Source organism: Thermus caliditerrae, assembly GCF_021462525.1.
Lineage (GTDB): Bacteria > Deinococcota > Deinococci > Deinococcales > Thermaceae > Thermus > Thermus caliditerrae.
This window is the reverse complement of record NZ_JAKEDT010000012.1, coordinates 37,234-58,014: the sequence shown is the minus strand read 5'-3', so window position 1 is coordinate 58,014 and position 20,781 is coordinate 37,234. Positions and strand designations below refer to the sequence as shown.

Annotated in this window: 25 protein-coding genes; 12 read left to right on the top strand and 13 right to left on the bottom strand. The window is 66.1% G+C overall.

Going from position 1 to position 20,781, the window contains the following annotated elements; all coding sequences use genetic code 11:
• The first annotated feature begins 55 nt into the window (after positions 1-55).
• The 7 genes from L1088_RS07805 to bshA all read left to right on the top strand — a co-directional run bounded on the left by L1088_RS07805 (position 56) and on the right by bshA (position 5,357).
• Positions 56-1,450 (top strand): sigma 54-interacting transcriptional regulator, encoded by a 1,395-nt coding sequence (locus L1088_RS07805; protein ID WP_234554434.1) that lies wholly within the window; start codon positions 56-58, stop codon positions 1,448-1,450.
• Positions 1,440-1,742 carry a nucleotidyltransferase family protein gene (locus L1088_RS07800; protein ID WP_234554433.1) on the top strand — a complete coding sequence of 101 codons (303 nt, stop codon included), beginning with the start codon at positions 1,440-1,442 and terminating at the stop codon, positions 1,740-1,742. Before L1088_RS07805 ends, L1088_RS07800 begins: the two co-directional genes overlap by 11 nt.
• Positions 1,727-2,128 carry an HI0074 family nucleotidyltransferase substrate-binding subunit gene (locus tag L1088_RS07795; RefSeq protein WP_038046269.1) on the top strand — a complete coding sequence of 134 codons (402 nt, stop codon included), beginning with the start codon at positions 1,727-1,729 and terminating at the stop codon, positions 2,126-2,128. Before L1088_RS07800 ends, L1088_RS07795 begins: the two co-directional genes overlap by 16 nt.
• The gene (locus L1088_RS07790) at positions 2,109-3,332 is read left to right on the top strand and encodes a vWA domain-containing protein (RefSeq protein ID WP_234554432.1); all 1,224 of its coding nucleotides are present in this window, start codon (positions 2,109-2,111) and stop codon (positions 3,330-3,332) included. Before L1088_RS07795 ends, L1088_RS07790 begins: the two co-directional genes overlap by 20 nt.
• 2 nt (positions 3,333-3,334) lie before the next feature.
• On the top strand, positions 3,335-3,592 hold the full coding sequence (locus L1088_RS07785) for a hypothetical protein (protein WP_234554431.1): 258 nt from the start codon (positions 3,335-3,337) through the stop codon (positions 3,590-3,592).
• Between the two features lie 53 nt (positions 3,593-3,645).
• The gene (locus L1088_RS07780) at positions 3,646-4,149 is read left to right on the top strand and encodes a hypothetical protein (protein WP_234554430.1); all 504 of its coding nucleotides are present in this window, start codon (positions 3,646-3,648) and stop codon (positions 4,147-4,149) included.
• A gap of 98 nt (positions 4,150-4,247) precedes the next feature.
• Entirely contained in the window at positions 4,248-5,357 is a 1,110-nt protein-coding gene (gene bshA, locus L1088_RS07775; protein ID WP_234554429.1) for an N-acetyl-alpha-D-glucosaminyl L-malate synthase BshA, read from the top strand.
• Positions 5,358-5,400: 43 nt separating this feature from the next.
• On the opposite strand, the gene lon is transcribed toward bshA, so the two are convergent.
• A complete protein-coding gene (gene lon, locus L1088_RS07770; RefSeq protein WP_234554441.1) occupies positions 5,401-7,827 on the bottom strand; it encodes an endopeptidase La in 2,427 nt (808 codons plus the stop codon).
• Positions 7,828-7,938: 111 nt separating this feature from the next.
• Between lon and L1088_RS07765 the strand changes: the two genes are divergently transcribed.
• From L1088_RS07765 to L1088_RS07750, 4 genes are all read left to right on the top strand, one after another.
• Positions 7,939-8,766, top strand: a complete 828-nt coding sequence (locus L1088_RS07765; RefSeq protein WP_438948063.1) for a DUF1517 domain-containing protein — start codon at positions 7,939-7,941, stop codon at positions 8,764-8,766.
• A 151-nt stretch (positions 8,767-8,917) separates the two neighbouring features.
• Positions 8,918-9,856, top strand: coding sequence for an alpha/beta hydrolase (locus tag L1088_RS07760; RefSeq protein ID WP_234554427.1), 939 nt, complete (start codon positions 8,918-8,920; stop codon positions 9,854-9,856).
• Positions 9,853-10,527, top strand: coding sequence for a TerC family protein (locus L1088_RS07755; RefSeq protein WP_234554426.1), 675 nt, complete (start codon positions 9,853-9,855; stop codon positions 10,525-10,527). The genes L1088_RS07760 and L1088_RS07755 overlap by 4 nt, the downstream gene beginning before the upstream one ends.
• Positions 10,520-11,056 carry a class I SAM-dependent methyltransferase gene (locus tag L1088_RS07750; protein ID WP_234554425.1) on the top strand — a complete coding sequence of 179 codons (537 nt, stop codon included), beginning with the start codon at positions 10,520-10,522 and terminating at the stop codon, positions 11,054-11,056. Before L1088_RS07755 ends, L1088_RS07750 begins: the two co-directional genes overlap by 8 nt.
• On the opposite strand, the gene L1088_RS07745 is transcribed toward L1088_RS07750, so the two are convergent.
• The gene (locus L1088_RS07745) at positions 11,046-13,031 is read right to left on the bottom strand and encodes a (Fe-S)-binding protein (RefSeq protein ID WP_234554424.1); all 1,986 of its coding nucleotides are present in this window, start codon (positions 13,029-13,031) and stop codon (positions 11,046-11,048) included. The two genes, L1088_RS07750 and L1088_RS07745, sit on opposite strands and share 11 nt — an antisense overlap.
• 74 nt (positions 13,032-13,105) lie before the next feature.
• Here L1088_RS07745 and L1088_RS07740 point away from each other — a divergent pair, with 74 nt between their 5' ends.
• Positions 13,106-13,306 carry a hypothetical protein gene (locus L1088_RS07740; protein ID WP_234554423.1) on the top strand — a complete coding sequence of 67 codons (201 nt, stop codon included), beginning with the start codon at positions 13,106-13,108 and terminating at the stop codon, positions 13,304-13,306.
• Here the strand turns inward: L1088_RS07740 and L1088_RS07735 are convergent.
• The 11 genes from L1088_RS07735 to speB all read right to left on the bottom strand — a co-directional run bounded on the left by L1088_RS07735 (position 13,285) and on the right by speB (position 20,760).
• Positions 13,285-13,740: a divergent PAP2 family protein gene (locus L1088_RS07735; protein WP_234554422.1), complete on the bottom strand. Its 456-nt coding sequence runs from the start codon at positions 13,738-13,740 to the stop codon at positions 13,285-13,287. The genes L1088_RS07740 and L1088_RS07735 overlap by 22 nt on opposite strands.
• Positions 13,724-14,575, bottom strand: a complete 852-nt coding sequence (locus L1088_RS07730) for a bifunctional 5,10-methylenetetrahydrofolate dehydrogenase/5,10-methenyltetrahydrofolate cyclohydrolase (protein WP_234554421.1) — start codon at positions 14,573-14,575, stop codon at positions 13,724-13,726. The genes L1088_RS07735 and L1088_RS07730 overlap by 17 nt, the downstream gene beginning before the upstream one ends.
• 1 nt (position 14,576) lies before the next feature.
• A complete protein-coding gene (gene nusB, locus L1088_RS07725; protein WP_234554420.1) occupies positions 14,577-15,032 on the bottom strand; it encodes a transcription antitermination factor NusB in 456 nt (151 codons plus the stop codon).
• The gene (locus tag L1088_RS07720) at positions 15,016-15,354 is read right to left on the bottom strand and encodes an Asp23/Gls24 family envelope stress response protein (protein WP_038046242.1); all 339 of its coding nucleotides are present in this window, start codon (positions 15,352-15,354) and stop codon (positions 15,016-15,018) included. Before L1088_RS07720 ends, nusB begins: the two co-directional genes overlap by 17 nt.
• Positions 15,355-15,366: 12 nt before the next feature.
• A complete protein-coding gene (gene accC / locus L1088_RS07715) occupies positions 15,367-16,704 on the bottom strand; it encodes an acetyl-CoA carboxylase biotin carboxylase subunit (RefSeq protein WP_234554419.1) in 1,338 nt (445 codons plus the stop codon).
• Complete coding sequence (accB, locus tag L1088_RS07710; RefSeq protein ID WP_234554418.1) at positions 16,701-17,210, bottom strand: acetyl-CoA carboxylase biotin carboxyl carrier protein; 510 nt, start codon at positions 17,208-17,210, stop codon at positions 16,701-16,703. Before accB ends, accC begins: the two co-directional genes overlap by 4 nt.
• A gap of 113 nt (positions 17,211-17,323) precedes the next feature.
• Complete coding sequence (gene efp, locus L1088_RS07705; RefSeq protein ID WP_038046238.1) at positions 17,324-17,878, bottom strand: elongation factor P; 555 nt, start codon at positions 17,876-17,878, stop codon at positions 17,324-17,326.
• Positions 17,875-18,777 carry a DUF8754 domain-containing protein gene (locus tag L1088_RS07700; RefSeq protein ID WP_234554417.1) on the bottom strand — a complete coding sequence of 301 codons (903 nt, stop codon included), beginning with the start codon at positions 18,775-18,777 and terminating at the stop codon, positions 17,875-17,877. The genes efp and L1088_RS07700 overlap by 4 nt, the downstream gene beginning before the upstream one ends.
• A gap of 6 nt (positions 18,778-18,783) precedes the next feature.
• Positions 18,784-18,948, bottom strand: coding sequence for a hypothetical protein (locus L1088_RS07695; protein WP_200874478.1), 165 nt, complete (start codon positions 18,946-18,948; stop codon positions 18,784-18,786).
• Positions 18,949-18,957: 9 nt separating this feature from the next.
• Positions 18,958-19,842, bottom strand: coding sequence for an alpha/beta hydrolase family protein (locus tag L1088_RS07690; RefSeq protein ID WP_234554416.1), 885 nt, complete (start codon positions 19,840-19,842; stop codon positions 18,958-18,960).
• Positions 19,843-19,884: 42 nt separating this feature from the next.
• Positions 19,885-20,760, bottom strand: coding sequence for an agmatinase (gene speB, locus L1088_RS07685; RefSeq protein ID WP_234554415.1), 876 nt, complete (start codon positions 20,758-20,760; stop codon positions 19,885-19,887).
• Positions 20,761-20,781 lie beyond the last annotated feature (21 nt).

The following is a 20,781-nucleotide window of genomic DNA, read 5'->3' as shown; positions in this document are numbered from 1 at the left end:
GTTAGGCTGGGCTTCGCACACAAAAGCACCCGCCTTTGCGCCCTACACTAAAGGGGTGAAGGCCAAGACCCTTGGCGAACTCAAGCGCACCTACCCTCTGGAAAAGCTGAACCGCTCAGTCAAGGACGAGGCCCGGGAGAACCTGCGGCAGAAGCTCAAGCGCGGGGAACGGCTCTTCCCGGGGATCCACGGCTACGAGGACACCGTCCTCCCCGCCCTGGTCCAGGCCATCCTGGCCAAGCAAAACTTCATCCTCCTGGGTACCCGCGGGCAGGCCAAAAGCCGCATCCTGCGCTGCCTGGTGAGCCTTTTGGACGAGGAGGTTCCCGCCCTGCCCACCGAGCTCCGCGACAACCCCCTCGCCCCCATCTCCCCCGAGGGCAAGCGCCTCCTGGAGGAGGCCGGGGATGAGGCCCCCATCGTCTGGGTGAGCCGGGAGGAGCGTTACGTCGAGAAGCTGGCCACTCCCGACACCACCGTGGCCGACCTCCTGGGGGACATGGACCCCATCAAGGCCGCCCGCCGGGGCACGGGGATGGCCGACCTGGAAAGCATGCACTTTGGCCTCCTCCCTCGGGCCAACCGGGGGATCTTCGCCGTGAACGAGCTGGCGGACCTGGCCCCCAAGGTGCAGGTGGCCCTTTTCAACATCCTCGAGGAAGGGGACGTGCAGATCCGGGGCTACCCCATAAGGCTTCCCCTGGACGTCTGGCTGGTCTTCACCGCCAACCCCCAGGACTACACTGCCCGGGGGCGCATCGTCACCCCCCTCAAGGACCGGATCGGCAGCGAAATCCGCACCCACTACCCGAGGAGCCTCGAGGAAGGGGCCAGGATCAGCGCCCAAGAGGCCTACCTGCCGGAAGGGGTAGTGGTCCCAGAATGGATCCGCCTCTCTGCGGAAGCCGTGGCCTTCGCCGCCCGGGAGGACCGACGGGTGGACCAGACCGCCGGGGTCTCCCAGCGCCTGGCCATCAGCCTCCTGGAGGTGGTGGCGGCGGGGGCGGAACGGCGGGCCCTCCTCCAAGGGGTGCGCCCGGTGGCCCGGCCCCTGGACCTCTACGGGGGGCTTCCCGCCATCACCGGCAAGCTGGAGCTGGAATACGAGGGAGAGCTCCAGGGAGCGGAGCGGGTGGCGCGGGAGATCGTGCAGAAGGCCTTTGGCATGGTCCTCCCCCGCTACCGCCTGAACACCGAACCCATCGTGGCCCACTTCGAGGCGGGAAACCTCCTCACCCTGCCGGAAGGAAGTGTGGAGGAGGCCCTCAAGGCCATGGAAGAGGTGCCGGGCCTGCTCCAGGCAGCCCAGGCCCTGGCGGCGGGCCGGGAACCCGAGGTGCTCCTTTCGGCAGGGGAGTTCATCCTGGAGGGGCTTGTGGGCAGGAGGAAGCTCGCCCGGGGGGAGACGAGCTACCAGGCGGCGGAGAGGACGAGAAGCTATGGCAACTAGCCTGGAGCAGGAGAAGGAGGCGGTTCTCACCGCCCTGGCACCCTACCTCCAGGGCAAGGGGGTAAAGCTCATCCTCTACGGCTCCCACGCCCGGGGTGAAGCCGGTCGCGGCTCGGACCTGGACCTGGCCTTGCTGAGCCCCACCCCCTTGGGGGAACTTCTCCCCCTTCTCAGGGATGTCCTGGAGGAGGCACCCGTGCTCCATCGGGTAGACCTGGTGGACCTGGGGGAGGTGGACCCCGCCTTCCGGGAAAGGGTTCTAAGGGAGGGGATCGTATGGGCCGAGTTCTAGAACGCCTGGCGGTGGCCAAGCAGGCCCTTGGGACCTTGGAGGAGCTGGCGTACAAGGAGGCCCCAAGCCCCGTGGAGCGGGATGCCGCCATACAACGTTTTGAGTACACCTTTGAGGCCTTTTGGAAAGCCCTCCAAGCCTTCCTCAGGGAGAGGGAGGGTTTGGAGGCCGCAAGCCCCAAACGGGTCTTTCGCTTGGCCCACGAGGTGGGTCTGATGGGGGAAGAGGAAGCCCGCTTGGCCCTCACCATGGCCGACGACCGCAACCTCACGGTCCACACCTACAACGAAGCTTTAGCTCAGGCCATCTTCGCACGGCTTAGCGGCTATGCTGAGCTCATGGGCAAGGTTCTCGGGAGGATGGTGGATGAAGGCCATCCGCTATAGCCGCTACGAAGGAACCTTGGAAGACCTCTCCCCCGAGGAGATCCTCTCCCTCCTGGAGGGCTTCCTCCTGGACTCTGGGTTTTCCGACCCCTTCCAGCGCTACGACCCCGACCCCCACCGCACCCCCACCCTGGAAGACCTCTACGACGCTCTCCTCCAGGCCCTCCTCCAAAACGAGCTGGTACCCGAGGACTGGATGCGGGAAGCCGGCTTCGCGGAGCGCAAGGAGGAAACCCGGCTCCACCAGGCCATCCAGCGCATGCTTGAGAAGCTCCAGGAGGCGGGCTACCTGCGCCTGCCCGGGGAGGACCCCACGAACCCTGCTCAAGGGGGGTATAAGGGCCAGGCGGGCGAGGCCCGCCTCGAGCTCACGGAAAAGGCCTCGGACTTCCTGGGGCTAAAAAGCCTGCGGGAACTCCTGGGAGCCCTAGGCCGCAACGCCCCCGGCCTCCACCCCACCCCCCACCACGCCCCTGGCGTGGAAAAGACCGGGGAAACCAAGGCCTGGGAGTGGGGCGACCCCCTGGAGCTCAACGTGCCCGAAACCCTGAAGCGGGCCGCGGCCAAGGGCTTGGTGTATCTTGCCCCTGAAGACCTCGTCATCGACCTGGCCGAGCACACCTCCAGCATGAGCACCGTGGTTCTCCTGGACTGCTCCCACTCCATGATCCTCTACGGGGAGGACCGCTTCACCCCGGCCAAAAGGGTGGCCCTGGCCCTGGCCCACCTCATCCGCACCCAGTACCCCGGGGACCGGGTGCGCTTCGTCCTCTTCCACGACAGCGCCGAGGAGATCCCCCTGGCCAAGCTTCCCCTGGCCCAGGTAGGCCCCTACCACACCAACACCAAGGCGGGCTTGGAGCTGGCCCGCACCCTCTTGAAAAAGATGGGGGGCGAGATGAAGCAGATCATCCTCATCACCGACGGTAAACCCTCGGCCATCACCCTGCCCAGCGGGGAGATTTACAAAAACGCTTGGGGCCTGGACCCGCTGATCTTGGCGGAAACCTTGAAGGAAGCCACCCTGGCTCGCAAGGAAGGCATCCCCATCCACACCTTTATGCTGGCCCGGGAGCCGGAGCTTTTGGCCTTCGTGAAGAAGCTATCCCAGATCACCCGGGGCAAGGCCTACCTCACCCATCCCCGAAACCTGGGCCAGTACCTCCTCCTGGACTTCCTCAACAAAAAGGTGCGGCGGAACTGACCATGAGAACCCGGGAAAGCCCTGCGCATCGCCGACTTTCCGGCCTCTTGGCCCTCCGCCTGAGCCTCCTTCTGGAAAAGCTCCGCCGACCCACCCTCTTCCCCAAACCACCCCCAGCCCTGGTGCGGGAACAGGCAGAAGTGCGCGTCCCTTTGCGGCTGGACCTTCCTTACTACCCCGCGAAGCAGGGCACCGCCCACGTCCTCATCCCCTGGGACCCTTACATGCAGGAGGTGGAAGAGGCCTTGCGGTCCCTTTGAAACGGGGTGCACACCTCACGCGCCCAGCCCACGGGAGGAGGCAAACTGGAAGCATGGCGAGCCACGTCGGGCTTCGCTGGCTAGGGGTAGGGCTTTTGTTGGCGGGCTTACACCCAGCCCTGGCCTTGGATTGGCGGCTCACCCGCAGCCAGACCCTCACCCAGGCGGGGGCCAGGGAGTGGCGCTACACCTTGACCCCTGCAGGTAAGGAAGCACAGGCGCTGTGGCAAAGACTTTCCGAGCAGTATCGGGAGCACCTGCGGGCCGGGTACCGGGTGGACCTCGGGGCCTGGAGGCTCTACTTCCTGGGAGGAAAGCTCCGGCTGGAACCCCATTGCCAAGCGGTCAACCCCGCCTGCTTCTCCTTCGGAGCTCTGAACGTACCGAAGGACCGCCAGGACCACTTTCTCCTGGAACTCTCCGCCCTCCTAGACCAGGCCATGGCCCAGGCACGCCTCACGGGAGGGGTAGTGGTCCTCTCCCGTCTCTTCCGGCTGGAACTTCCCCCTGGGGGCAGGCCCCCTTTCCCCGCGACCCCTTCGGGATGGCGGCCCTGAAGCCCCTAGCCCAAAGACGCTAAACTAGATGCCATGACCCAGTGCGGGCGGCGGGCACAGGTAACCAAACGCGTTCCGGACCTCCCTGGGCCCCCGGCATGAACCCCTTACGCATCGGCATGGTCGCCTATCCGGGCCTGGGTGGCAGCGGCATCGTGGCCACGGAGCTGGCGGACCGGCTGGCCCGGATGGGGCATAGGGTCTATCTCTTCGCCACGGAAAGGCCCTTCCGCCTCCCCCAGGAAAGCCCCGTGACCTATATCCCCGTAGACCTCCCCTACTATCCCGTCTTTCCCGGACCCCTCTACACCCTCTCCCTGGCTGGGGTATTGGAGCGGGAGGCCAAGCGCCTGGGCCTGGACCTAGTCCACACCCACTACGCCATCCCCCACGCCGCCGCCGCTTTCTTGGCCTTCGGGGAGGACTTCCCTTTGGTTCACACTCTACACGGCACCGACGTTTCGGTCCTGGGCATGGACCCCGCCTTCCACGGGCCCACCCGAAGAGCCCTGTACGCCGCCCGGGCCACCACCGCGGTGAGCCGGGCCCTGGCCAGGGAGGCAGAGCGGGCTTTTGGGGTGAAGCCCACCGTCATCCATAACGCCGTGGACCCGGACCGCTTCTTCCCCAGGCCGGAGCGCAAGCGGCTCTACGCGGCGGAAGGGGAGTGGCTCCTGGTCCATGCCTCCAACTTCCGTCCCATCAAGAGGGTACCGGACATCGTGCGGGCCTTCGCCAAGGTACGAAGGCGGGTGGAGGCCAGGCTCCTCCTCCTAGGGAAGGGACCAGAGGAAGGGGAGGCAAAGCGGGTGGCGGAAGAGCTTGGGGTAGAACGCTTCGTCACCTTCTACCCACCCACCCCCCATCCGGAAGAGATCCTGGGGGCGGCGGACCTTTTCCTTCTGGCCTCGGAGGAGGAGTCCTTTGGCCAGGCGGCCCTCGAGGCCCTGGCCAGCGGGGTGCCCGTGGTGGCCACCGCCGTGGGCGGGGTTCCTGAGCTTATCACCCCGGAGGTGGGCCGCTTGGTGGAACTCGGGGACCTGGAAGCCTTCGCCGAGGCGGTGCTGGAGCTTTTGGAAAGCCCCCAACTGCCCCAGCTCCGCCAACAGGCACGGGCTTACGCCGCGGAGGCCTTCCACCCGGAGAAGATCACCCGCCTCTACCTGGAGGTGTACGCCCACGCTTTAGCGGGCGGCTCCGCCCGCTAAAGCGCTGAAAACCCCTTTCGGACCTGCGGCCGGGGGCCCCACCTTAGGCTCGGGCCACCACCTCCTTCTTGGACTTCCGGGCGGGCACCTTACCCTTTTTCTCCTTGGCGCGGGCCTCGAGGGCCTTGAGCCCTCCCACCAAGGCCAGGTCCAGCACCTGATCCAGGTGTTCCACGAAGTGGAAGGTCATGTTCTGCCGCAAGGGCCTGGGGACGTCCGCCAGGTCGGGCTCGTTCTGCTTGGGGAGGATGACCTCACGGATCCCCGCCCGCCTGGCCCCCAGCACCTTCTCCTTCACCCCGCCGATGGGAAGCACCCTACCCGTAAGGGTGATCTCCCCGGTCATGGCGATGTCGTGGCGGACGGGCACCTCGGTGAGGGCGCTGACCAAGGCGCTCACGATGGCTACCCCCGCGGAAGGCCCCTCCTTGGGGATGGCCCCCGCGGGCACATGGATGTGGATGTCCGAGCCCTCAAAGCGCTCCTCGGGGATGCCGAAGCGCAGGGCGTTCTTCTTCGCGTAGGACAGGGCGGCCCGAGCGGACTCCTTCATCACGTCCCCCAGTTGCCCGGTGAGGATCAGGTTCCCCTTGCCCGGCATCACGGAAACCTCCACGAACATGATGTCCCCGCCCACCGGGGTGTAGTACATCCCCGTGGCCACCCCCACCTGGGGCTCCCGGGCCTCGGTTTCCGGCAGGAAGCGGGGCGGACCCAGGTACCGCTCCAGGTCCTTCTCGGTAATGCGCACCCGCTTCTTACCCTCCTCCAGGATCTGCCGCGCCGCCTTACGGAGGAGGGAACCGATCTCCCGCTCCAGCTGCCGCACCCCCGCCTCGCGGGTGTAGTGGGTGATGAGGCGCATGAGGACCGCCTCCGTCACCACCACCTGCCCTTCGGAAAGCCCCGTTTCCCGCATCTGCCGGGGCAGGAGGTAGCGCTTGGCGATCTCCAGCTTCTCCTGCTCGATGTAGCTGGTGAACTCGATGGCCTCCATCCGGTCCCAGAGGGGGGCGGGGATGTTCTGGGGGAAGTTGGCGGTGCAGATGAACATCACCTCGGAAAGGTCAAAGGGCACCCCCAGGTAGTGGTCCACGAACTCCTTGTTCTGGGCGGGGTCTAGGACTTCCAAAAGCGCCGCCGCCGGGTCCCCCTGGTAGGAGATCCCCAGCTTGTCCACCTCGTCCAGGAGGAAGACCGGGTTCTTGGTCCCCGCCTGACGGAGGCCCTGGATGATCCGCCCCGGCATGGCCCCGATGTAGGTGCGGCGGTGGCCCCGGATGTCGGATTCGTCCCGCACCCCCCCCAGGGAGATGCGCACGTACTTGCGGCCCAAAGCCTCGGCGATGCTTTTAGCGATGGAGGTCTTACCCACCCCAGGCGGGCCCACGAAGAGGAGGATGGGGCCCTTGTTCACCTCTTCCTCGGGGATCTCCCCTCGCTTGGCCCTTTCCACCTTTAGCTTGCGCACCGCCAAAAACTCCAGCACCCGGTCCTTCACCTTCTCCAGGCCGTAGTGGTCCCTTTCGAGGATCTCCTTGGCCCGGGTGAGGTCCAGGTTGTCCTCCGTGCGCCGGTTCCAAGGCAGGTTCACGACCCAGTCCAGGTAGGTGCGGATGACGCTGGCCTCGGCGGAGTCCGGGTGCATGCGGGCGAAGCGGTTGAGCTCCCGCTCCACCTCCTGGCGCACCACGGGGGGCAGGTTCAGCTCCTCCACCCTCTTCCGGAATTCCTCCACCTCCTCGGCGCCCTCCTCCCCGTGGAGCTCGCGCTGGATCGCCTTCATCTGCTCGCGGAGGAAGTACTCCCGCTGGTTGCGGTCGATCTCCTCCTTGACCTGCTGCTGGATGCGGCGCTGGGTTTCGATGAGCTCCAGCTCCGCTTCCAGAAGGACCAGGACCCGCTTCAGGCGCTCGGCGACGTCGGCGGTCTCCAGAACCCGCTGCTTATCCTCCAGGCGGAAGTCCATGTGGAAGGCGATGTAATCGGCGAGCTGGGAGGGGTCCTCCAGGTTGAGGACGAACTGGGCCACCTCGGGGGCCAGGTACTTCCCCTCCTTGAGGAGGGCCTGGAACTTGTCCTTAACCTCCCGCACCAGGGCTTTCACCAGGGTGGGATCGGAGGGTTCGTCCGCCAGCACCTCCCCCTTGGCCTCGAGGTGGTCCTTGAGGTCCAGCCACTCCTTGACCCACACCCGGGCGAAGGCCTGCACCAGAACCTGGACGGTTCCGTCCGGGTTCTTGCGCATCTTTAGGATGTTGCAGGCGGTGCCCACCTCGTAGAGGTCGGAGGGTTTGGGCACCTCCACCTCCTTGTCCTTCTGGCTCACAATGAGGAGCACCCGCTCCCGCGCCAGGGCCTCGTCGATGGCCCGGATGGAGATGGGTCGGCCCGCATCGATGGGCATGACCATGGTGGGGTAGATGACCGACCCCCGCACGGGGCAGACGGGCAACGTTTCCGGTAGCATGCTCTCCCTCCTTTCGCTGTGTTCGTCCATAGCCTAAGCCTACCTGTGTCAAGTTTACTGCAAAGTGCGTTTTAGCGCAAAGCCTCGAGGCCCTGGCGTATGCTTAGAGCCATGCGCCGCCTCCTCTGGCTCCTCCTGGTGGGGTTGGCCTTGGCCCTGGCCCAGAAGAGCGGGGGCGGCGTGGGGGGGCGTCCCTACACCCCAAGCCCACCCCCCATGGCTCCCGGCCCTGCCCCCACCTTCCCCACCCCCGTACCCACCTACCCGGGGCCGGTGGTGGTCTACCCTGGCGGCGGAGGCAGCCTGGGCCTCATGCCCGTCCTGGTCTTCTTCGGCCTGGTGGTGGTGGCGGCCCTCATGGTGCGGGGCCTGCGCCAGGCGGGAGAAGGCCCCGTGGCCAGCGCCGCTCGGCTGCGCCTGGCCCTTCTCCTCCGGCCCGAAACGCAGCGGGCCCTGCGCCGTTTGGCGGAAGAGGCCGATACCACCTCCGCCAAAGGCCTGGCCGATCTGGTGGACGAGGCGGTCCTCATCCTCCTGAGGGAGGAGCCCGCCTGGCGCTTTGCCACCTACGAGGTGAAGGCGGGGGGAGAGGAAGAGGTCATGGCCCGCTTTGATGCCTGGATGGTGGAGGAGCGCAGCAAGTACCAGGAAACCTTCCGCCACTTCGAAGGAAAGAAGCGCTCCGAGGAAAGCTATCAGGCCCAGATGGAGCCTGGGGGAAGGTACCTGGTGGTCAGCCTCCTCTTGGCGGAACGCCGCCTCCATCCGCCCAAACCTAAGCTCTCCCGGGCCGCGGTGCGGGAGGCCCTTCTGGACCTGGCAGGCTCCAGCCCCTACAGCCTTTTGGCCGCCTACCTCTCCTGGACCCCAGAGCGGGAGGGCGAGGCCCTCACGGAGGAAGAACTCCTCCTCCTCTACCCGGAGCTGGAGAAGCTCTGATACCACCCCACGCGGACTATGTCCGCGTGGGCGCCCCGGCAAACGGGTGGGGCATGGCCTCGGGTTTCGGAGAGGAGCCAAGGGTTGAGCGGCAGAGGGTGCAAGCCCTCTCCCTTGGCCCGCCCCGGCGGGTTCCGGGTAGAGTAGGGCCGTGGTGCGGATCGGCACGCGTACGGTGACCTTCTTCCCCCCCGAGGGCGCCGCCGCCCTGGTGGGCGACTTCACCGACTGGGAGCGAAACCCCATCCCTCTCCCCGGGCCCCTCACCCTGGAGTTCCCCGAAGGCGCCTACGTGGAGTACGCCTTCTTGGACGCCAAGGGAAGGCCCTTCCCCGACCCGGACAATCCCGAGAAGGCGGACAACCCCTGGTGGACCTACCCCCGGGCGGTGCGCCTGCCCGGCCACCGCTTCGAAGCACCCCCCGAGCCCCTGCTGGAACCCAAGGTGGAGCGGCACCGTCTGGGGGAAAGGCGCTTTTATGTGGCGGAAACGGGAGATGCCCCCAAGGCCACCCTGGTGGCCCAGGACGGGGTGGCCTTCTACCGCACCGCGGGCCTGCACAAGGTGGCCCAGGCCCTTCTGGAAGAGGGGCACATTCCCCCGGTGCGCCTGGTCTTTGTGGAACCCATAGACCGCAACCGGGAGTACCGCTTCTCCAAAGCCTACGAAGCGGAGTTCCACCACCTCTTGGGGGAGGTGGAAAGGACCTATGGCCCTTTGGGGGAACTGGTCCTGGTGGGGGCCTCATTGGGGGGGCTTTTCTCCTTGTGGCAGGCCTGGCGGCATCCGGGGCGCTTCGCCAAGGTCCTTGCCCTCTCCCCTGCCCTCAAAGCCCACCCCGGGGGGCAGGACGCCTACCGGGACCAGGAGTGGCTCCTGGAGCGCTACGCCGAGGCAGAGGCCCTGCCCAGGGTGTACCTGGAGGTGGGCCTATTGGAGTGGCTCCTGGGCCCCAACCGCCGCTTCGCCGCCTTGCTGGCGGACCGCAAGGCCGCCCACGCCTACCGGGAACGCCCTTCTGGGCACAACTGGGTCACCTGGAAGCAGGCCCTGGCCCCAGGGCTTCGCTACCTTCTGGGGGAGCCGTGAGCGGGGAAGCCCTGCTGGTCCTCCTCTCCGTAGCGGCCCTCGAGGCCCTGCTCTCCGGGGACAACGCCCTGGTCTTGGCGGTGATGGTCAAGCCCCTGCCCCCGGACCTAAGGCGCAAGGCCCTCTTCTACGGGGTGCTGGGGGCCTACGTGCTGCGGGGCCTCGCCCTTCTCTTCGCCGTCTACGTCATCCAGCTGTGGTGGGTGCAGGTGCTAGGGGGGCTTTACCTCCTCTACCTCATGCTCCAGCACCTCCGCGACCACCCCGAGGCCAAGCCCCTGCCCGAGGCCTCGGCCCAAAGCTTCTGGCGGGTGGTCCTCATGGTCAACCTGGTGGACCTAGCCTTCGCCGTGGACTCCATCCTGGCGGTGGTGGCCTTCTCCAAGGACCTCCTCCTGGTCTTCCTGGGGGTGGCCCTGGGCATCCTCTTCATCCGCCTGGCGGCAGGCTACGTGGTGGCCTTCATGGAGCGCTACCCCGGGCTGGAGAGGGTGGCCTATGTCCTGGTGGGCTGGGCCGGGGTCAAGCTCCTCCTGGAGGGGGAGGGCACCCTGGCCCACCTCCTTCACCGGCCCGAGTGGGCCCTGCACCTCCCCAAGGAGGTCTTCTGGGGCATCACCCTGGCCATCCTGGTGGGAGGAAGCCTTCTCTCCCTCAAGAGGCATGCCTAGGGACTGGGACGCTTTCTACCGCAAGGCCCACGGACCGCGGGAGCCCGCCTTCGTGGTGCGGGCCTTCGGGCCCCTGGCCCCCCCAGGGCCGGTGCTGGACCTGGCGGGGGGCCTGGGGCGGAACGCCCATTTCTTTCTCCAGCGGGGCCACCCCGTGGTCCTGGTGGAGAGGAGCCGGGAGGCCCTCCGCGGGCTTGCGGACACCCCTGGGCTTACCCTGCAGGCGCTGGACCTCGAGGCGCCGGGAGCAGAACGGGCGCTACCCCCTGGCCCCTTCGCCGCCATCCTCATGAGCTACTACGTGAACCGCCCGCTCCTCGAGGCCCTCCCTCCTTTGCTCCTGCCAGGAGGGCTCCTCCTGGTGGAGGGCTTCACCCGGAAGGAGGCGGCCAGGCGGGGAAGGCCGGAAAGCCCCTTCTACTGGGAGCCCCTAGAGCTCCTCACCCCTCCCCCTGGCCTTTCCCTGAAGGCCTTCGGGGAGGGGTGGATGGGGGGGTGGCGGGCTTTCGCCGCCTACCTCAAGCCTTGAGGCCCTGGGCCACCAGCTCGGCGATGTCCAGCACCTGGGGCGGGGCCTGGTCCTGGGCCACCTCCACGTTCATCATGGCCATGCAGAAGGGGCACCCGGTGGCGATGACCTCGGCCCCGGTGCCCTTGAGCTCCCGGTAGCGGTTCTCGGAAACCCGCATGGCCCCAGGCTCCTCCTCCTTCCAGAACTGGGCCCCACCCGCCCCGCAGCAGAAGCTCCCTTCCCGGTTCCTGGGCGGTTCCACCAGCTGGAAACCTACCCCCTTGAGCACGTCCCTGGGGGGGTCGTACACCCCGTTGTGGCGGCCCAGGTAGCAGGGGTCGTGGAAGACCACCTTCTTGGTCTCCTCGGACACCTGGAGTTTGCCGCTTTGCAGAAGCTCGGCGATGAACTCCGAGTGGTGCACCACCCGGTACTCCCCGCCAAAATCCTTGTACTCGTTGCCCAGGGTATGGAGGCAGTGGGGGCAGGTGGTGACGATGGTTTTGGGGGCCACCTGGTTTAGGGTTTCCACGTTCTCCGTGGCCAGCTGGAAGAAGAGGTACTCGTTCCCTGCCCTCCTGGCCGCGTCCCCGGTGCACTTCTCCCGCTTGCCCAACACCGCCCAGTCCACCCCGGCGGCGTTCAGGATTTCCACCATGCTCCGGGCGATCTTCTGCGCCCGGGGATCGTAGCTGGCGGCGCACCCCACCCAGTAAAGGACCTCAGGGTGGGGCTTTTCCTCCACCGTGGGCACGGAAAGCCCCTCGGCCCAGTCCAGGCGCTTGTCCTGGCCGATACCCCAGGGGTTGCCCGAGCGCTCCATGCCCCGGAAGGCGTTGTTGAGCTCCTGGGGGAACTCCCCTTCCATGAGCACCTTGGCCCGGCGCACGTCCAGGATGTGGAGCATCTGCTCGTTGCCCACGGGACAGACCTCCACGCACGCCATGCAGGTGGTGCAGGCCCAAAGCGCCTCCTCGTTCAGGGCAAACTCCATGAGGGGCCTCGGGCTTTCCTGCCCGCTGGCAAAGGCCGGGAGGATCTCATTCAGTTCGTACCGCTCGGAGATGACGATGGCCGCCGGGGAGAGGGCCTTTCCCGTGGTGTAAGCAGGGCAGGCTTCCTGGCAGCGGTTGCACATGATGCAGGCATAAGCGTCCAGAAGACGCTTCCAGGAGAGGTCCTCCAGCTTCTCCGCCCCAAACTTTTCCTCTTCCTTCTCAAAGTCCAGGGGCTTGAGGGCGCCGAGCTTCTCCTGGCGGAAGGCCAGGTTGACGGGAGCCATCATCAGGTGGATGTGTTTGGAGCGGGGAAAGTAGGGCAGGAAAAGGAGAATGGAACCCAAGGCGCCCCACCAGAAGACGTGCTCCACCGCCACCAAAGCCCCAGGAGAAAGCCCCGCCAGGACCGAGGCCAAGGCGCTGGCCACCGGCTGGAAGGGGTCGGGCTCCCCCTGGGCCAAGGAAGCGGCCTTGGAGAGCAAGCGGCTTCCCACGTGAAAGGTGATGAAAGCGCCCACGATGGCCGAGTCCCTGGGGATGCCCTCGCGCACCCGTTCGTGCAGGGGCACGTTGGGGTTCCAGGTGAAATCCCGCGGGGCCACCAGGTAGCGGCGGAGCATCAGGCCCAGGATGCCCACCAGGATGGCCGCGGTGAGGAGGTCGGCCACCAGGTTGTAGGGGTTCCACATTCCCCCCTGGGTGTGCAAGGGGAAGTACCCCTCCAGAAGATCCACCAGGTTAACCAAGAGGTAGTACACGAAGCCGTAGAAGACGAAGGCGTGGAGGAGGGAAACCAAGGGCCGCCGCTTGAAGACCGTCTGCTGGGTGAGGGTAAGCCAAATGGCCCGCCCCACCCGTTCGGGAAGGCGATCAAAGCGCTCCTCTGGCCTTCCCCGGCGGATGGCCAGGTAGACCCGGCGGAACCCGGTGTAGGCGAAATAGAGGCTTCCCGCCAGGAGCAGGATAAAGAGGATTTTTTCCGGTAGGGTCAGCATGGGTGTACCCTCCTTATACTCGGTAAAAGTTTACCCCAATCCCCCCCTTTGGCAAGAGCGTACAATGGTGCCCCGTGGAAACCGTAGGCTTTGCCCTCCTTTTGCTCTTCGGGCTTCTCAATCTTTGGGTCTTCCATCGCTTTAAGAAGCCCCTCCTCCCCTTGGTTCTAGCCCTCTTCACCAGCTTTCTCGTCTACTTCCTCTCCCCTGTTTTGGGCCTTTTGGTCTTCCTCATCGGCCAGACCCTGGCCTTTTACGCTGCCGGGAAGAGGTGAAAGCTGACGAAAGCCACCAGCGCTCCCAGGAGCGCCCCCACCAACACCTCCAGGTAGGTGTGGCCCAGAAGTTCCTTCAGAGGCTCCGGGGCAGGCCCCTTTTCCAGCACCTTCTGCAGCTCCTGCACCAGCTGGTTTAAGAGCTGGGCGTGGAGCCCCGCAGCCCGGCGAATGCCGGTGGCGTCGTACATGACGACGAGGGCAAAGACCGCCGCCACGGCGAAGAGGGCGCTCCCGAACCCCTCCTGGAACCCCACCCCCATGGCCAGGGCGCTCACCGTGGCGGAGTGGGAGCTCGGCATCCCCCCCGTCTCCAAGAACCGCTCCCACTGAAAATGGCCCTCTAACAGGTAATAGAGAAAAAGCTTTAGGGTCTGGGCCAGGAAGTTGGCCAGGATGGCAGTCCAGAAAATTTGGTTAGCGAGAAGCTCCATTCCGCCTGAGGAGGGCCGCCTTCACGGTGTTGGCCATGAGCATGGCCACGGTCATGGGCCCCACACCCCCAGGGACCGGGGTGAGGGCCGAGGCCACCTCCGCCACCTCGGGGTGGACGTCCCCGAGGAGCTTCCCTTCCACCCGGTTCACCCCCACGTCCACCACGATGGCCCCGGGGCGCACCCACTCCCTGCGCACCAGGTGGGGGCGGCCCACCGCCACCACCAGGACGTCCGCCCGGCGAGTCACCTCCGGCAGGTTCCGGGTGCGGGAGTGGGCCACGGTGACCGTGGCGTCCTCCCGGAGGAGGAGGCCCACCAGGGGCTTGCCCACGATGTTGGAGCGGCCCAAAACCACCACCTCCTTGCCGCCAAGCTCCACCCCGTAGTGCTTCAAGAGGCGCACGATGCCCAATGGGGTGCAGGGGAAAAGCCCCTCGCCCCCGCTCCAAAGCCGCCCCACGTTCACCGGGTGGAAGCCGTCCACGTCCTTGGCAGGGGAAATGGCCTCCAGAACGCGCTCCGCCCGGATATGCTTGGGAAGGGGGAGTTGCACCAAGATGCCGTCCACCTCGAGGTCCTCGTTGAGCTCCGCAATGCGCTCCAGCAGGGCTTCCTCGCTGAAGTCCTCGGGGTAGACCTCCACCTGGCTCCTTAGGCCCAGCTCCCGGGCCCGCTTGTCCTTGAGCCGCACGTAGGACACCGAGGCTGGGTCCTCCCCCAAACGGATCACCCTTAGAGAGGGGATAAAAGGAAGGCTCTGAAGGGTCTGCCGCAGCTCCTGGTACACTGCATCTGCCACCTCGTGGCCGGAAAGAACTCGGGCTAGCGTCATCTCACCCCTCCTTGGGAACGGTGCTCACTTCCCCCTCCTGGATCCGCCGGTAGAGGCGGCCCAGCACCCCATTCACAAAGGCCCCGGAGTGCTCCCCCCCGTAGCGGTTAGCGATCTTCACCGCCACCTCAATCAGGGGCGCAAAAGGTGTGGGCTCGTAGAGCATCTCGTAAGTGGCCAAGCGCAAGACGGTGAGGTCCGTTTTGGACATCTGGGCGAAATCCCAGCCCTCCACGGTATCCCGCAGGACGCGGTCCACCTCCTCCTGGTGGGCCTTGTACCCCGCAAGGAGCCTTCGGGCAAAGACCACGCCCTCCTCGTCCAAGGCCTCCCCGTAAGCCTCCTCGTCCCCCCCCATCTCCTCCAGGGCATGGCGCAGAGCCTCCTCCAACTCCACGCCCCCTTGGGTATGGGCGAAGAGGGCCCGCATGGCCAGCTCCCTAGCCCGCCTGAGCATGGGCCTCCTTCCGGTATTCCACCTGGGCCACGGTGAGGTTCACCGCCCGCACCTTCTCGCCGGTGGCCACAAAGAGGGCCTCGGCCACCGCCTTCTGCACCGCCTGGGCCAGCTCGGGGATGACGACCCCGTAGTCCACGGAAAGCACCAGGTCCACGGAAAGCCCTTCAGGGGAACGCTCCACCTTCACCGGCTTCATCCGGCGGAACACCTCCCCCAGGGAGCGGGGAGCCGTCTCCAGAAGCCGCACCCCCTCGAGGCCCTCCAAGGCGTGCGCCACAAGGCCCTCGAGGGCGTGGTCGCTGATCTCGTAGTCCACCATCACACGCCCAGTCTACATCTCCATGCGCCGGGCCACGAAGTTGGTGTAGACGGCACCGCGGCGGAAGAAGGCGTTTTGGAGCACCTTCTGATGGAAGGGAATGGTGGTCTTGAGCCCAGGGCCCTCAATCACCGTCTCAGAAAGAGCCCTTTCCATGCGCCTTATAGCCTCCTCCCGGGTGGGAGCCCAGGCGATGATCTTGGCGATGAGGCTGTCGTAGTGGGGCGGGATCTGGTAGCCCGCATAGAGGTGGCTGTCCACCCGGATGCCAGGTCCACCTGGGAACAAAAGGGTTTCCACCTTGCCGATGGAAGGCCTAAAGCCCTTCTCCGGGTCCTCGGCGTTGATCCGCACCTCAATGGCGTGCCCCCGGGCCTGGATCTCCTCCTGCCTAAGCCAAAGCCTCTCCCCCCGGGCGATGCGGAACTGGGCCTGGACCAGGTCTACCCCGGTGATCATCTCCGTGACCGGGTGCTCCACCTGGATGCGGGTGTTCATCTCGATGAAGTAAAAGTTCCCCTCCTTGTCCACCAAAAACTCCAGGGTACCCGCGGAAACGTACCCCACGTGCTTGGCCAGGCGCACCGCGGCCTCGGCGATGGCCCTCCGCGTCTCATAGGGGAGAACGCTGGGCGCCTCCTCCAAGAGCTTCTGGTGGCGGCGCTGGATGGAGCAGTCCCGCTCCCAGAGGTGCACCACGTCCTCCCCATCCCCCAGCACCTGGATCTCGATGTGCTTGGGTTCTTCGATGTACTTTTCCAGGTACACCGCCGGGTTGCCGAAGGCCGCCCGCGCTTCCTCCTGAGCCTGCTGGATGGCCCTTTCCAGCTCTTCCTCCGTGTGCACCACCCGCATCCCCCGGCCCCCACCCCCGGCGGAGGCCTTGAGGATCACGGGGTAGCCGATCTCCAAGGCGGCGCGTTTAGCCTCCTCCACGCTCGTGAGCTCATCCGTGCCCGGCACCGTGGGCACCCCTGCCTCCCGGGCCACCTTCCGGGCGGTGGCCTTGTCCCCAAGGGCGCGCATGTTCTCCGGGGTGGGACCGATGAAGGTGATGCCGTGCTCCCGGCACATTTCGGCAAAGGTGGCGTTCTCCGCCAGGAAGCCGTACCCGGGGTGAATGGCGTCCGCCCCGGTGACGATGGCCGCGGATAGTAGGTTGGGGATGTTCAGGTAGCTCTGCCCCGAGGGGGGGGGTCCGATGCAGATGGCCTCGTCCGCCAAGAGCACGGGCAGGCTCTTCTCGTCGGCGGTGGAGTGGGCCACCACGGTCTTGATGCCCAGCTCCCGGGCGGCCCGGATGATCCTGAGGGCGATCTCGCCCCGGTTGGCGATCAGCACCTTTTTCATAGGGGCTGGATCAGGAAAAGGGGCTGCCCGTACTCCACGGGCTCCCCGTTTTGCACCAAGATCTTCTTGACGATGCCCGAAATCTCGGACTCAATCTCGTTCATCAGCTTCATGGCCTCGATGATGCAGAGCACCTGCCCCTTTTCCACCCGGTCCCCTTCCTTCACATAGGGGGGAGCGTCGGGGGCTGGAGCCCGGTAAAAGGTGCCCACGATGGGGGCCTTGACCTCCACGCACCCGGGGCACTCCTCTGCCTTCTCCCCTCCCCTAGGGGCCTCCTGTGGAGGTGGGGTGGGGGGGGTAGCCTCTGCCGCAGGCGCAGGCACGGGGGCCGGGGCCACCTGAACCTGAGAGGCTGGGGCCGCCACCACCTGGGGTACCGCCACCACCTGCACCTCGCCGCCTCGGCGCACGGTGAGCTTGTAGTCGGGGGTCTCTAGGGTGAGTTCGCTCACCCCATGCTCCACCAGGGCCTGCAGTATCTGCTTGAGCTCCTTGGGCGTCATAGGCCTACCTCGTGCCATAAAGCTTACCCTATGAACGGAAAGACTGCGCTTTAAACCGGGTCAAGATAAAGACGAGGGCCCGGCCCTCTGGCCAGGCCCGCAGGGGCTCGGCCTCAGGCCCGGCCCACGTATTGGCCGGTGCGGGTGTCCACCTTGATCACCTCCCCCGGCTCCACAAAAAGGGGCACCTGCACCACCGCTCCCGTTTCCAGGGTAGCGGGCTTGCTACCGCCCGAGACCGTATCCCCCCGTACCCCCGGGGGCGTGTCCACCACCTTGAGCTCCACCACCGTGGGGGGGGTGATCTTCAGGGGGCGCCCCTCGTACATGTCCCCTAAAACGGTCATCCCCTCCTTAAGGAAGCGGGCCGCCTCCACCTGGTTCTTGGGGAGGTGGAACTGCTCGTAGGTTTCCAGGTCCATGAAAACCAGGTCGTCCCCCTCCTGGTACAGGTACTGGAGCTCCCGGGTTTCCACGTAGATGTCCTCCAGCTTCTCCCCGGAGTTGAAGGTGCGCTCAATGGTGGCCCCGGTTTCCAGGTTCTTGAACTTGGCCACCACCTTGGCCCCACCACGGCCAATCTTTTGGTGCTGGTACTCCACGCACTCCCAAAGGCCGCCCTCCATCTTCACCTTGGTTCCGGGTCTAAGGTCGGTCACGCTGATCATGCTTCCTCCTGTAGGTCCAGGACCTGGGGCCTAAGCCCTAAGAGGTCAATATACCGGAGGTACTCCTCCTCCCCAAGCTCCCGCCCGGCCAGGGCCACCAAAAGGGCCTCCATGACGTTGGTACCAAAGCTCCTCCCTCCCAGGCGAGGCGTGGTGGTGATGAGGCGCTTTACCCCCCGCTCTCGCAAGAAGTCCACGTCCTCCTTGGTGGTGGTGTTGGTGAGGACAGACTTGCCCCGCATATCGTCGGGCATGTGCCGCCTTAAGTAGTGCCAGTCCCCGGCCACCAGGTCTGCCCAGGCGTAGTAGCGGCTCCGCCAGTCCACCACCCGCCTTTCCTGCTTCTCCCCCGTGGGGTAGAGGAGCTGAAAGGGAAGCTGGGTCAGCACGGGCAGGAGGACGTAGGCCAGCTTCTGCAGGAAGGAGAGGGAGTAGAGGGGGATGGGAAGCCCCAAGGCGAAGATGAAGTCCCCGTAGAGCACCCTGGCCCCCGCCTCCGCCAAGGCCTCGGCCAGACCGAAGCGGTCCACCGCCGAGGGGAGGAGCACCTTCGTGTTTTTCCAATCTATTAGGACGGAAAGCTCGGCCACCGCCCGCCGCTCCAGGGTGTGCTTGAGGCCGGAGCCATCCACCACCGGCGTCCTCTTGGCCGCCTCCTTGAGCCTCCGGGCATCCCGGATGGTGTACCGCCTTCCCCCGGCCCAAAGGTAGAGATCGATCCCTCCCAGCCCAATGGCGTCCACCTGGCCGTCCAGCTCCGCGATGAGGCGAAGGGCCTTCTGGAAGTCCCCATCCGTGCCCCGCCGCTCCAAGACCACCTTTTCCCCCAGGAGCTCCACCTCGGCCACGGAGTCCCGGCGGCTTGCCCCCAGGGATACGGAAACCACGCGCTTGGCCACGAGGGGCTATTTTAGCCCAGTCCAAAGGGCTAGCGTCAGGAACAAAGCGGCGAGAAGGAAAAAGGGCCAGACCCGCTGCGCCCCCATCAAGCGGGCCAGCAGGCCGTACACCGTGCCGCCAAAGGCCAGGGCCAGGAAGAGGGCCGGAAGGTTCTCCAAGAAGACCCGCATGCCCTAAGCCTACCGGAAAATCCGCCCCAGGAAACCCAAAACCCGTTTTTGGAACACCCTCTTCGCCTCCCCGTGGAAAAGGTGGCCGGCGGGATAGCTGAAGCATTCCACCGACTTCCCCAGGGCCTTAAGCCTCCGGCAAAGCTCCCATGACCATTCCGGGGGCACCTGGGCGTCCTGGGTGCCGTGGTGAACGCTAAAGGGCACGGAAAGCCTCTCCAGGTAGGTCCAGGCAGAGGCCTCCTCCAGGGTTTCTGGAGGAAGGGTAAAAAGCTCTTGGCCTCGAGTACCCCCCGACCAGTCGCGGATCCGCTCCAGGTTCCGCCTCTCGTCTCCGCTCATGCTCCCGTAAAGCACCACACCCCTCAGACGAGGATCCACCAGGGCCGCCACCTGGGCGATCCCCCCACCCATGGAGTGCCCGAAGAGGGCAATGCGTTTCCCGTCCGCTTGGGAAAGGACGCCCTTCCGCACCTCGGCCAGCAAATGCAGCACGTCCACCGCGTAGACATGGCGGAGCCCCTTGGCAGGCCTCCCCTCGGAGGGGGGGTGGCCCCGGTAGTTGGGGTGGAGGACCAGATACCCTGCCGCGGCCAAAAAGTCAGCGTAAGGGGTGGTGTACGCAAGGGTCCGGTAACGGCTGGGTTCCACGTACCCGTGGAGCACCACCACCACGGGAAAGGGACCCTGCCCCAAAGGCAGGTTGGCAAATCCGTACACCCGAAGCCCATCGGAAAGATGGGAGAAAAGCACTCGGGTGAAACGGGGGGTCCTCTCCAAGACCCGTTCCACCCGAAACCCCCCTTCCCCGTAAACCCTCTCCCAGAGGTCGGGCAGGGTGAGGGGCTGGGCCAGACCCACCTCCAAGAGGAGCACGCCCAGGAGCCAGGGCATCCTGTTCCCAAGCTACGGGCAAGCGAGCGAAGGAAATGTAGCCTACAGGCCCCTGGCCACGAGCCACCCTGCCTGGAGGCCCTTCAGGCCGATGGCGTGGTAGACCAGCTGGGCCGCGGTCATCTCCGCGTGGAACTGCCCGTTGGGGGAAAGCTCCACGAAGTCCATCCCCACCACCTCCTTCTCCCGGAAGACGGCCTCCAGGAGGTCCACCGCCTGGCGGTAGGTGAGGCCCCCGGGGAGGGGCGTGCCCACGCTGGGCATCACCGAGGGGTCCAGGGCGTCAAAGTCAAAGCTGATGTAGACCCGCTCCCCTAGGGCCTCGAGGATTTCCCTCAAAGGTAGCCCCTCCCGGTGAAGCCGGTGGGCGGAAAAAAGGCCCACCCCCCGCTCCCGCGCCAGCTCCAAGGACTCCCGGTCCATGGCCCGGAGGCCCACCTGCACCAGGGGAAAGCCCTCCTGCAAGAGCCGATAGAAGGGGGAGGCGTGGGAGTACACCGAGCCCTGCCACTCCGGGTAGAGATCGGCGTGGGCGTCGATATGCAGGAGGGAGAACTCCCCCAAGGCCTCCCGGTGGGCCTGGACCAGGGGGTGGGTGATGGAATGGTCCCCCCCCAGAGCCACCAGGAACTTGCCCGCCCGAAGATGGGTGAGGGCGGCTTCCCGGATCAAAGCGTGGCTTTCCTCAGCGCTTCCCGCCACCCAGGGCACCGGCTCCGCCGCGTGGATCCCCACCTCCTCCGGAGCCACCCCGAGCTCCAGGAGAAAAGGCTCCAGCTCCCGGCTGGCCAGAAGGATGGCCTCAGGGCCCCGCCGGGCCCCCGGCAAGAAGGAAAGGGATAGGTCGTAGGGCACGGGCAGGACCACCACCCGGGCCTCTTGGTAAGGGGTATCGCGCTCACCAAAGACTAGGCGCATACCCCAAAAGCCTAGCAGATG